Origin of the sequence: Acinetobacter sp. AOR14_HL, from assembly GCF_027855175.1 — a bacterium.
GTDB lineage: Bacteria > Pseudomonadota > Gammaproteobacteria > Pseudomonadales > Moraxellaceae > Acinetobacter > Acinetobacter calcoaceticus.
This window is the reverse complement of sequence record NZ_JAKTII010000010.1, coordinates 1-2,138: the sequence shown is the minus strand read 5'-3', so window position 1 is coordinate 2,138 and position 2,138 is coordinate 1. Positions and strand designations below refer to the sequence as shown.

Genomic DNA, 2,138 nt, shown 5'->3' with positions numbered 1-2,138 from the left:
TCAGAGTCAGAATCAGAGTCACTGTCAGAGTCCGAATCGCTATCAGAGTCAGAATCAGAGTCACTGTCCGAATCGCTGTCCGAATCGCTGTCCGAGTCAGAATCGCTATCAGAATCCGAGTCACTGTCCGAGTCAGAATCAGAGTCACTGTCCGAATCGCTGTCTGAATCCGAGTCGCTGTCTGAGTCCGAGTCACTGTCAGAATCAGAGTCGCTGTCAGAGTCAGAATCCGAGTCGCTGTCGCTATCCGAGTCGCTGTCGCTATCCGAATCGCTGTCAGAATCAGAGTCACTGTCAGAGTCCGAGTCACTGTCAGAGTCAGAGTCAGAGTCACTGTCAGAATCCGAGTCGCTGTCAGAGTCTGAGTCGCTGTCAGAGTCCGAATCGCTGTCACTGTCAGAGTCCGAATCGCTGTCGCTATCAGAGTCACTGTCAGAGTCAGAATCGCTGTCGCTATCCGAATCGCTGTCCGAATCAGAGTCGCTGTCCGAATCAGAGTCAGAGTCGCTGTCGCTATCCGAGTCACTGTCAGAGTCCGAATCGCTGTCAGAGTCAGAGTCGCTGTCAGAGTCAGAATCGCTGTCCGAATCCGAGTCGCTGTCAGAGTCTGAATCGCTGTCCGAATCCGAGTCGCTGTCGCTATCCGAGTCACTGTCAGAATCAGAGTCACTGTCCGAATCAGAGTCACTGTCAGAATCCGAGTCACTGTCAGAATCCGAATCGCTGTCGCTATCCGAATCAGAGTCAGAATCCGAGTCGCTGTCAGAATCCGAGTCACTGTCAGAGTCAGAATCGCTGTCAGAGTCAGAATCGCTGTCCGAATCCGAGTCACTGTCAGAGTCAGAATCGCTGTCAGAGTCAGAGTCGCTGTCAGAGTCAGAATCCGAGTCGCTGTCGCTGTCCGAATCAGAGTCACTGTCAGAGTCCGAATCACTGTCCGAATCAGAGTCACTGTCAGAATCCGAGTCGCTGTCAGAGTCCGAGTCGCTGTCAGAGTCAGAGTCGCTGTCAGAGTCAGAGTCGCTGTCAGAATCCGAGTCGCTGTCGCTATCCGAGTCGCTGTCAGAGTCAGAGTCGCTGTCGCTATCCGAATCGCTGTCAGAGTCCGAATCAGAGTCGCTGTCAGAATCCGAGTCGCTGTCAGAATCCGAGTCGCTGTCAGAATCCGAGTCACTGTCGCTATCCGAATCGCTGTCAGAATCCGAGTCACTATCCGAATCAGAGTCGCTGTCAGAGTCCGAGTCACTGTCAGAATCAGAGTCGCTGTCAGAGTCAGAATCGCTGTCAGAGTCTGAATCCGAATCGCTGTCTGAATCCGAGTCGCTGTCAGAGTCAGAATCGCTGTCAGAGTCCGAGTCGCTGTCAGAGTCAGAATCGCTGTCAGAGTCAGAATCCGAGTCGCTGTCGCTATCCGAGTCGCTATCCGAGTCGCTGTCGCTATCCGAATCGCTGTCGCTGTCAGAATCCGAGTCACTGTCAGAATCCGAGTCGCTGTCAGAGTCAGAGTCGCTGTCAGAGTCCGAGTCACTGTCCGAATCAGAGTCGCTGTCAGAGTCAGAATCCGAGTCGCTATCAGAGTCAGAATCGCTGTCCGAATCAGAGTCGCTGTCAGAGTCCGAGTCGCTGTCAGAATCCGAGTCGCTGTCCGAATCAGAGTCGCTGTCAGAGTCAGAATCGCTGTCCGAATCAGAGTCGCTGTCAGAGTCGCTATCCGAATCCGAGTCGCTGTCAGAGTCGCTATCCGAATCCGAGTCGCTGTCAGAGTCCGAATCACTGTCAGAATCCGAATCGCTGTCAGAGTCAGAATCGCTGTCCGAGTCCGAGTCACTGTCAGAGTCAGAATCCGAGTCGCTGTCAGAATCCGAGTCGCTGTCAGAATCCGAGTCGCTGTCGCTATCCGAATCGCTGTCGCTGTCAGAATCCGAGTCACTGTCAGAATCAGAGTCGCTGTCAGAGTCAGAATCGCTGTCAGAGTCAGAGTCGCTGTCAGAGTCCGAGTCACTGTCAGAATCAGAGTCGCTGTCAGAGTCAGAATCCGAGTCGCTATCAGAGTCAGAATCGCTATCAGAGTCAGAATCAGAGTCACTGTCAGAGTCCGAATCGCTATCAGAGTCAGAATCAGAGTCACTGTCAGAGTC

1 protein-coding gene is annotated in these 2,138 nt (G+C 53.3%); it reads right to left on the bottom strand.

Translation table 11 applies throughout. The features are described 5' to 3' along the window. Nucleotides 1-2,138, bottom strand: a 2,138-nt coding sequence (locus MKL38_RS10150) for a hypothetical protein (RefSeq protein WP_270903193.1), incomplete at both ends; no start/stop codon positions are given.